The organism is Phenylobacterium conjunctum, assembly GCF_042679085.1.
Classification (GTDB): Bacteria; Pseudomonadota; Alphaproteobacteria; order Caulobacterales; family Caulobacteraceae; genus Phenylobacterium; species Phenylobacterium conjunctum.
The window spans coordinates 1-9,265 of the sequence record NZ_JBHTLQ010000089.1; the positions used below are offsets into that span (position 1 = coordinate 1).

The following is a 9,265-nucleotide window of genomic DNA, read 5'->3' on the forward strand; positions in this document are numbered from 1 at the left end:
CGCCCGTGGCGGCCCAGCCCGCTGGCCCTGTCGCGGCCCTGCCGGTGACCAAGCCCGCCCTGAAGCCGGCCATCGCCAATCCGCCGCCGAAGCCGGTGACCACCCTGGCTCCCGCGCCGGCGCCCGCCGCCGCGTCTGGCAGCTTCATGGTCCAGATCGGCGCCTTCTCGTCCCAGGCCCAGGCCGACAAGGGCTGGAGCGTCGCGGCCGGCATCGCCCCCGGCGCCGCTGTCGGCAAGGGCAAGAAGGTCGAGGCCATCCAGAAGGACGGCGCCACCCTTTACCGCACCTCGGTGACCGGCTTCTCCAGCCGCGCCGATGCGACGGCCTTCTGTGACAAGCTCAAGGCCGCGGGCAAGAGCTGCTTCGTGAAGTGACCGCCCGGGCCTGCATCCTCGGCTGCGCGGGTCCGGTCCTGACCTCGGAAGAGGCCGCCTTCTTCCGGCGCGCCCGGCCCTGGGGCTTCATCCTGTTCCGGCGCAACATCGAAACGCCGGACCAGACCCGGGCCCTGGTCAACGCCTTGCGCGAGAGCGTGGGCCGCGAGGACGCGCCCGTGCTGGTCGACCAGGAAGGCGGACGGGTCCAGCGGCTCGGCCCGCCGCACTGGCGGCGCTATCCGGCCGGCCGCGCCTATGGCGAGCTGCCGGTGGAGGACCGCCGGGAGATCACCCGTCTGGGGGCGCGTCTGATTGCGCATGACCTGGCCGCCCTGGGGATCAATGTGGACTGCCTGCCGGTGCTCGACGTGCCGGACCCCCAGATGCATGAGGTGATCGGCGACCGCGCCTATGATCCGACGCCGGAGGGTGTCGCGCTCCTGGGCCGCGCCGCCTGCGAGGGCCTGATGGCCGGTGGCGTCCTGCCGGTGGTCAAGCACATCCCCGGCCATGGCCGCGCCCGCGCCGACAGCCATCTCGAATTGCCCGTGGTGGACGCCAGCCGCGCCGAGCTGGAGGCTCGGGACTTCATTCCCTTCCAGGCCCTGTCGGACATGCCGATGGCGATGAGCGCTCACGTGGTCTACGCCGACCTGGATCCGAGCTTGCCAGCGACCCTGTCGCGGCGGGTGCTGGACGTCGCGGTACGCGGGATCATCGGGTTCGACGGCCTGCTGATGACCGACGACCTGTCGATGAAGGCCCTGGGCGGCGACTTCGACGACCGCGCGGCCGCCGCGCTCGACGCCGGCTGCGACATGATCCTGCACTGCAATGGCGACATAGCGGAGATGCAGGCGGTGGCCCAGGGGACCTGGTTCCTGGAAGGCCGCGCCGCCGAGCGGGCCTATGCCGCGCTCCAGCGGACGCCCAAGCGGGTTGAGCCCTTCGACGCCGCGGCCGCCAACGCCCGGTTCGACGCCGCCTTCGCCGGGAGGCTGGCGGCATGACCGATCGCAGCTTCCAGCCCAATCTCGACTTCCAGGCCGCCAGCACGGCGGCTGAGGACGGCGACGCCCTGATCGTCGACCTGGAGGGCTATGAAGGCCCCCTGCATGTGCTGCTGGCCCTGGCCCGCAACCAGAAGGTCGACCTGCTGAAGCTGTCGGTCACCAAACTCGCCGACCAGTACCTGGCCTTCGTGCAGCAGGCCCGCCGCCTGCGGTTCTCGCTCGCCGCGGACTATCTGGTGATGGCGGCCTGGCTGGCCTACCTGAAATCCCGCCTCCTATTGCCCAAGCCCGAACGGCCCAAGGGCGAGGAGCCGCCCGCCGAGGAGGTCGCCGCCCAACTGGCCTTCCGCCTGGCCAAGCTTGACGCCATGCGCAAGGCGGCCGAGGCCCTGAAGGACCGCGCCCAACTTGGCCGCGACGTCTTTGTCCGCGGCGATCCCGACGCCATCCAGGTGGTGCCGTCCGGACGGCTGGAAGGCGATCTCTACGGCCTGATGAGCGCCTATATCGACCAGCGCCGCAAGGAGCAGGGCCGGCACTACACCCCGATGAGCCGGCACCAGGCCTATCCGCTGGAAGACGCCCGCGACCGCCTGCGCGAGTTGCTGCCCGACCTGACCCGCTGGACGGCCCTGTCCGGGGTCGCGCCCCTGCCGGAGGCCATGCGCCGGGCGGACGGGGAGGGGCCGAGCAGGGCCTCCTATGTGGCCTCGACCCTGTCGGCCAGCCTGGAGCTGGTGAAGGAAGGCATGCTGGAGACCCGCCAGCTAGAAGCCTTCGCCGACATCTATCTCCGCGCCCGACGGGCGGGGGCGGGCCTATGAGCGAGCTGACCGAGCGCCAGATCGAGGCGCTGCTGTTCGCAGCCGCCGGGCCGCTGAGCATCGACGACCTCGCCAAGCGCCTGCCGCAGGATGCTGATGTCGAGGCAGGGCTGGCGGCGCTGAAGGCCCGCTATGAGGGCCGGGGCGTGGAGCTGGTCCAGGTCGCTGACCGCTGGCGGTTCCAGACCGCGCCGGATCTGTCGCACCTGATGACCGAGGAGCGCGACGAGCCGCGGCGCCTGTCGAAGGCCGCCCAGGAGACCCTGGCCATCATCGCTTACCACCAGCCTGTGACCCGGGCCGAGATCGAGGCGGTGCGCGGGGTGCAGGCCTCGAAGGGCACGCTGGACGTCCTGCTCGAGTTCGGCCTTGTGCGGATGCGCGGGCGCCGGCGTTCGCCCGGCCGGCCCGTGACCTACGGCACCACTGACGCCTTCCTGGAGCACTATGGGCTGGCCAGCCTGTCCGACCTGCCGGGCATGGCCGAGATGAAGGCCGCCGGCCTGCTCAGCCTCGACCTGCCGCCGGACTTCGCCATTCCGAACCCCGGCGGGCCGGTGTCGGACGAAGACCCCATGGACCTGGACGACGACGCGGCGCCCGAATTTCACGTCGACTATCTGGGCGACGATCAGAACGAGGCGAATTGATCCCCTGCAGCGGGATGCGATTGGCGCAGGGCCCGGGGACAGACTATATAGCGACGCAAGGGCGGGCGCGCGGCGAGGGATCGCCGCCGACGACAAGGAGTTAGGACGCCATGGGCGCGATGAGTTGGGTTCACTGGGTGCTGGTCATCGGCGTGGCCGCCCTGCTGTTCGGCGGCGGCGGTAAGCTGTCCGGCCTGATGGGCGACGCCGCCAAGGGTATCCGCGCCTTCCGCGAAGGCCTGAAGGGCGACGACGTCGTGGCCGACAAGTCCTCGGACGCCACGCCGCTGCCGCGTGAGCGCGAGAAGGACGAAGTCCGCAGCTGATCAGCGGCGGTTCACCAGATTTCGCCCACGCCGGTCCCGCCGGCGTGGGCTTGCACGTTTAGGTCCAGCGGATGATTCCCGAAGTCGGCGGGTCGGAACTGATCCTCATCGCCATCGTGGCGCTGATTGTCGTGGGCCCCAAGGACCTGCCGGTGATGCTGCGCAAGGTGGGGCAGTTCGTCGCCAAGCTGCGCGGCATGGCCGCCGAGTTCCGCGCCAGTTTCGATGAGATGGCCCGCCAGTCCGAGCTGGACGAGTTGCGCAAGGAAGTCGAGGCCATGCGCCGCGGCCAGGCCATGGACATGGCCGCCAGCGAGGCCGGCGACGTCCAGGTCAACCAGATCTTCAGCGACATCGAGAACAGCCTGAAGGGCTCGGACGTCTCATTCCATCCGGGCATGGCCGCCAGCCACCTGCCGCAGCCGCCCATCGAACCCATTCCCGAGCTTGAGGTTCAGGCCGCCGCCGAGGCTCCCAAGATCAAAGCCGCCCGACCGCCGCGCCGCAAGCCGGCCGCCGAGGGCGCTGCGAAGCCCAAGGCGGCGGCTAAGCCGAAGACCGCCGCGAAGCCCAAGGCTGCAAACAAGACCGCCGCCAAGACAGCGGCCGCCAAGCCCGCGCCCAAGCCGCGCAAGGCCAAGACGGGGACCGTGGCGTGAGCGACGAAGACGAGATCGAGGCCTCGCGCGCGCCTCTGCTGGACCATCTGGTCGAGCTGCGCCAACGGCTGATCATCTGTGTCGGCGCCCTGATGGTCGGCTTCATGATCTGCTTCGGCTTCTCCAAGCAGATCTACATCGCCCTGCTGCACCCCTTCGAGATCGCCGCCCAGCTGCTGGCCGCCCAGAAGGCGGCGGAAGCGGGCGCCGTGCATGTGGGCTTCCTCGACAGCGTCCAGATCTTCCTGCACCTGAAGCCGGCCCCGCCCAATGCGGCCCAGGGCGGGGGCGCCTTTGACCTCCTGCTGGCCCTGGTCGGTCTGAAGGAAGTGCCGAGCGTGTCGGGGCAGGGGCTGAAGCTGGTCTTCACCGCGCCTCTGGAGTTCTTTTTCACCAAGCTGAAGCTGGCGGGTTTCGGGGCGGTGGTCCTGACCTTCCCGGTGCTGGCCTGGCAGGTCTACGGCTTCGTGGCGCCGGGCCTCTACAAGCGCGAGCGTCGGGCCTTCGTGCCGTTCCTGGTCGCCTCGCCGACCCTGTTCCTGGCTGGCGCCGCCCTGGTCTACTTCATGATCCTGCCCTTTGTGCTGTGGTTCTCCCTCAGCCAGCAGATCGTGGGGGCCGGGGCGATCTCGGTGGAGCTGCTGCCCAAGGTCTCGGACTACCTGTCCCTGGTCACGACCCTGTTGCTGGCCTTTGGCCTGTGCTTCCAACTGCCGGTGGTGCTGACCCTGCTGGGCCTGGCCGGGGTGGTGTCGTCCAAGATGCTGGCCGAGCTGCGCCGCTACGCCATCGTCGGCATCTTCATCGTGGCCGCCGTGGTGACCCCGCCGGACCCGATCAGCCAGGTGCTGCTCGCGACCCCGATCATCCTGCTCTACGAAATCTCGATCTGGTGCGTGAAGCTGATCGAATTCCGCCGCAAGGGCGGGGAGAGCCGGGACATCGTGCCGGTCTAGGCGGACCAAAGCTGCGGCGTGTTTGTCTTGGCGCCCCCGCCGACGCGCTCTAGAGAAAGCCGCTTGTTCCATCGGCCATCCGGCCTACCGGCGGCGAGACCATGCACGACATTCGAGCCATTCGCGACAACCCCGAGCTTTACGAGAAAGCCTGGGCGGCGAAGGGACGATCGGGCGCTGCGGCCGAGGCCCTGAAGCTGGACGAGGCCCTGCGCACCGCCCAGACCGCCCTGCAGACGGCCCAGAGCCGCCGCAACGACGCCTCCAAGCTGATCGGCCAGGCCAAGGCCAAGAAGGACGAAGCCGAGGCTCAGCGCCTGATGGCCGAGGTCGAGGCGCTGAAGGGCGAGCTCGCGACGCAAGGCGAGGCCGAGAAGGCCGCCCAGGACGCGCTGAAGGACCTGCTGGCCGCCCTGCCGAACATCCCGTTCCCGGACGTTCCGGACGGCGCCGACGAGCATGACAATGTCGAGGTGCGCCGTTGGGGCGAGCCCTTCGCCATCTCCAATCCGAAAGACCACGTCGATATCGGCGAGGGGCTGGGCCTGGTGGACTTCGACGCCGCCGCCCGGATGAGCGGCGCGCGGTTCACGGTGCTGAAGGGCCAGCTGGCCCGGCTGGAGCGGGCGCTCGGCCAGTTCATGCTGGACCTGCAGACCCAGGAGCACGGCTACACTGAGATCTCGCCCCCGCTGCTGGTCAATGACGCGGCCGCTTATGGCACCGACAAGCTGCCGAAGTTCGCAGAGGACCTCTTCCAGACCACCGACGGCCGCTGGCTGATCCCCACCGCCGAGGTGCCGCTGACCAGCCTGGTCATGGGCCAGATCACGCCGTGGGAAGAGCTGCCGATGCGGGTCACGGCGCTTACCCCGTGCTTCCGCTCCGAGGCCGGCGCCTCGGGTCGCGACACCCGCGGCATGATCCGCCAGCACCAGTTCTACAAGGTGGAGCTTGTCTCCATCACGCCGCCCGATCAGAGCGAGGCCGAGCACGAGCGGATGGTCAATTGCGCCGAGACGGTGCTGAAGCGCCTGGAGCTGCCCTTCCGCACCATGCTGCTCTGCAAGGGCGACATGGGCTTCGGCGCGCGCAAGACCTATGACCTCGAGGTCTGGCTGCCCAGCCAGGGCAAGTACCGCGAGATCAGCTCCTGCTCGAACTGCGGCGACTTCCAGGCCCGGCGCATGGACGCCCGGACCAAGAAGGCCGGCGAGAAGGGCACGGCTTACGTCCACACCCTGAACGGCTCGGGCCTGGCCGTGGGCCGGACCCTGGTGGCGATCATGGAGAACTATCAGGACGAGAACGGCCGCATCGCCATTCCCCAGGCCCTGCATCCCTACCTGCCTGGCCTGACGCATATCGGGGCCTGATGCGCATCCTCCTCACCAACGACGACGGGATCCACGCCGAGGGGCTGGAGGCGCTGGAGACCATCGCCCGCGCCCTGTCGGACGATGTGTGGATCTGCGCGCCGGAGTACGAGCAGTCGGGCGCCAGCCGGGCGCTGACCCTGTCCGATCCGATCCGGGTGCGGCAGCTGGATGAGCGGCGGTTCGCCACCACCGGCACGCCCACCGATTGCGTGATGATGGCGGTCACAGAACTGGTCTCCGGCGCCAAGCCCGACCTGGTGCTGTCCGGTGTCAATCGTGGGGCCAACCTGGCCGAGGACGTCACCATGTCCGGGACGGTGGCCGGCGCCATCGAGGGTATGGCCCTGGGCGTTCCCTCCATCGCCCTGTCCCAGACCTATTGGCCGGCGCGACATGATCCGGGCTCGATCCGGGCGGCCTTTGACCCGGCCGAGCGCTTCGCCCCGGGCATCATTCGCAAGCTGGTCGAGGCCGGCTGGCCGGCGGACGTGATCCTCAACATCAATTTCCCGGCCCGCCCGGCGGAGGAGATCACCGAGGTCGAGGTCACCCGCCAGACCTTCCGCGACGTGCATATCCGCCAGGCCGAGAAGCGCACCGACACCCGCGGCCGCGACTACTACTGGATGACCTTCCGCAACGAGCTGTCCCGGCCCGCCGAGGGCACCGACTTGAAGGCCATCTATGAGGGCAAGATCTCAGTCACGCCCCTGCACATCGACCTGACCCACATGGAGACCGTCAACGCGCTCAAGGGCGTGCTGGGCGGCGCCCCGCCGAAGGTCTAGGGGCATGGCGGACAAGGAGCCCGAGGACACCGCAGAGACCCGCCTGGCGCGGCTGATCCTGTCCCTGCGCAAGCAGGGGGTGAGCGATCCCAAGGTGTTGGCCGCCATCGAGTCGACGCCCCGGGACATGTTCACGCCGGACCTGTTCCAGGAGCGCGCCTGGGAGGACCAGGCCCTGCCCATCGCCTGCGGCCAGACCATCAGCCAGCCCTTCATCGTCGGGCTGATGACCCAGGCCCTGAAGATCGAGCCCCGCAGCCGGGTGCTGGAGATCGGCACCGGCTCTGGCTACCAGACCACGGTGCTCTCCAAGCTGTCGCGGCTGGTCTATACGGTGGAGCGCTACCGCACCCTGATGCAGGAGGCGGAGGCCCGGTTCAAAACGCTGGGTCTCACCAATGTGATCACCAAGTTCGGCGACGGCGGCCTGGGCTGGCCGGAGCAGGCGCCTTTCGACCGCATTCTGGTCACAGCCGCGGCGCCGGATGAGCCCAAGGCGTTGCTTTCGCAGCTCAAGCCCAAGGGGATCCTGGTGGCGCCCGTGGGGCGCGGGCCGGTCCAGGTGCTGAAGCGCTATGTCGGCGACGGGAAGGGAGGCTTTGACGTGGAAGAGATGACCGAGGTCCGTTTCGTGCCCCTGCTCGACGGGGTCGCCAGGGAGCTCTAGCCGCCCTGCGGCGGAAAGTTACGTCTTTGTGGGTTGGCTCCGGCGTCGTGCTTAACCCATCATAAACCCTGACGCCTCGACTGAGTCTTGAGGAACGTCCGCCGCGCTGCGGAGGGGGCGTTTGAGTTGCAATTCGCACCGGCCGGCCGGGCGCCTCGATGGGCGCTCGCGGGCCGGGGCCACCCGTGGAGCGGCGATGACGCTTTTTCCTTCCCGTACGGTTCTGATCCTGCTGGCCGCCAGCGCGCTGACGGCGTGCACGACCTATGAGCCGTTCGCCGATCAGCCGACCGAACCCGCGCGCCCGAATTTCCCCACCCGCCTGCCGGGGGACGGGTCCCAGCCCGCGCCGACCCAATCGCTTCCGACCCAGCCGACCTACGAGCCGCCTGCGCCCTCCAGCCCAGGCGTCGCCGCGCCGGTGGAGAGCCGGCCCCTGGACCCGCCGGGCTATCAGCCCCCGGCCTACCAGCCGCCCCAGGGCTACACCCCGCCGGCCTATACGCCCCAGGCGCCTTACCAGCCGCCGGCCGCCCAGCCCCAGCCTCAGGCCCCGCCGCCCGGCTACATCCCGCCGCCGCCGGCCCCGACGATGCAGACCGTCACCAAGCTGACGGTGACCGGCAAGGTCGTGGCCGCCTCCGGCCCGCCCAAGACCCACAAGGTCAAGTCCGGCGATAACCTGGACGCCATCGCCCGTGAGCTGGGCACCACCCGCAAACAGCTGGCCGAGGACAACGACCTGAAGTCGCCCTTCGTGCTGCATCCGGGCGACGTGCTGAAAGGACCGTCCAGCGACGCCAAGGCCTATGTGGTCGGGCAGGGGGACACCCTCTACGCCATCGCCCGACGGTTCAGCGTCACCGGCCAGGCCCTGGCCGAAACCAATGACATCTCGGTCAACCAGTCCCTGCGCAGCGGCCAGAAGCTGATCCTGCCCTCGGGCTACAAGGACAAGGGCCCGATCAAGGTCGAGACCCAGGTGCCTGTGTTCAACGGCGGCCCGCCCGCGTCGACCCCGCAGCCGGTTCAGCCGGCGCCCTCGACCACGCCGGCCTATACGCCGCCACCGTCCTCGCCCCCGCCCTCCGCGCCGGCGACCACCACGCGCACGACGACCACCACCACGCTCAGCGTCACCGGCAAGGTGGTCGAGGTGCAGGGGCCGCCCGCGACCTATGTGGTCAAGTCCGGCGACGCGGTGGACGCCATCGCCCGCGGCTTCGACATGACCCGCAAGGAATTTGCGGACCTGAACAAGCTGAAGGAGCCCTACAGCATCCATCCGGGCGACAAGCTCAAAGGCCCGCCGACCACCCGCAAGGCCTATGTGGTGGGGCAGGGCGATACCCTCGCCCTGGTCGCCAAGCGCTTCAATGTCACGCCAAAGGCCCTGGCCGAGGCCAACGACATCAAGGCCAGCGCAGCCTTGAAGGCGGGCAAGAAGCTGATCCTGCCCTCGGGCTTCAAGGACAAGGGCCCGATCAAGGAGGTGACCAAGACGACGGTGGTCGAGCCGGCGCCCTACAGCCCGCCGCCGGTCACGCCGACCCCGACGACGCCGCAGCCCTATACGCCGCCGACGCCCCGGCCGACCCCGGTCACGCCGGCGCCCACGCCGCG

The 9,265-nt window shown here is 69.5% G+C and carries 11 protein-coding genes; all 11 read left to right on the forward strand.

Translation table 11 applies throughout. From position 1 onward, the window contains the following. The coding region (locus tag ACFQ27_RS20025) for an SPOR domain-containing protein (protein WP_377354818.1) at positions 1–377 on the forward strand (377 nt) is incomplete at its 5' end. Then, positions 374–1,390, forward strand: coding sequence for a beta-N-acetylhexosaminidase (gene nagZ, locus ACFQ27_RS20030; RefSeq protein ID WP_377354819.1), 1,017 nt, complete (start codon positions 374–376; stop codon positions 1,388–1,390). The genes ACFQ27_RS20025 and nagZ, both read left to right, overlap by 4 nt. Further along, complete coding sequence (locus ACFQ27_RS20035) at positions 1,387–2,217, forward strand: segregation and condensation protein A (protein WP_374346234.1); 831 nt, start codon at positions 1,387–1,389, stop codon at positions 2,215–2,217. The genes nagZ and ACFQ27_RS20035 overlap by 4 nt, the downstream gene beginning before the upstream one ends. After that, a complete protein-coding gene (gene scpB, locus ACFQ27_RS20040) occupies positions 2,214–2,867 on the forward strand; it encodes an SMC-Scp complex subunit ScpB (RefSeq protein ID WP_374346233.1) in 654 nt (217 codons plus the stop codon). Before ACFQ27_RS20035 ends, scpB begins: the two co-directional genes overlap by 4 nt. 110 nt (positions 2,868–2,977) lie before the next feature. Beyond that, a complete protein-coding gene (locus ACFQ27_RS20045; RefSeq protein WP_374346232.1) occupies positions 2,978–3,193 on the forward strand; it encodes a twin-arginine translocase TatA/TatE family subunit in 216 nt (71 codons plus the stop codon). Positions 3,194–3,264: 71 nt separating this feature from the next. Beyond that, positions 3,265–3,852, forward strand: coding sequence for a Sec-independent protein translocase protein TatB (tatB, locus tag ACFQ27_RS20050; RefSeq protein WP_377354820.1), 588 nt, complete (start codon positions 3,265–3,267; stop codon positions 3,850–3,852). Continuing rightward, positions 3,849–4,808: a twin-arginine translocase subunit TatC gene (gene tatC / locus ACFQ27_RS20055; protein WP_377354821.1), complete on the forward strand. Its 960-nt coding sequence runs from the start codon at positions 3,849–3,851 to the stop codon at positions 4,806–4,808. Before tatB ends, tatC begins: the two co-directional genes overlap by 4 nt. A 101-nt stretch (positions 4,809–4,909) precedes the next feature. Then, positions 4,910–6,184 (forward strand): serine--tRNA ligase, encoded by a 1,275-nt coding sequence (gene serS / locus ACFQ27_RS20060; protein ID WP_374346229.1) that lies wholly within the window; start codon positions 4,910–4,912, stop codon positions 6,182–6,184. Continuing rightward, complete coding sequence (gene surE / locus ACFQ27_RS20065; RefSeq protein WP_374346228.1) at positions 6,184–6,975, forward strand: 5'/3'-nucleotidase SurE; 792 nt, start codon at positions 6,184–6,186, stop codon at positions 6,973–6,975. The genes serS and surE overlap by 1 nt, the downstream gene beginning before the upstream one ends. 4 nt (positions 6,976–6,979) lie before the next feature. Next, a complete protein-coding gene (locus tag ACFQ27_RS20070) occupies positions 6,980–7,642 on the forward strand; it encodes a protein-L-isoaspartate(D-aspartate) O-methyltransferase (RefSeq protein ID WP_374346227.1) in 663 nt (220 codons plus the stop codon). Between the two features lie 196 nt (positions 7,643–7,838). After that, positions 7,839–9,265, forward strand: a 1,427-nt coding sequence (locus tag ACFQ27_RS20075) for a LysM peptidoglycan-binding domain-containing protein (RefSeq protein WP_377354822.1), incomplete at its 3' end; no start/stop codon positions are given.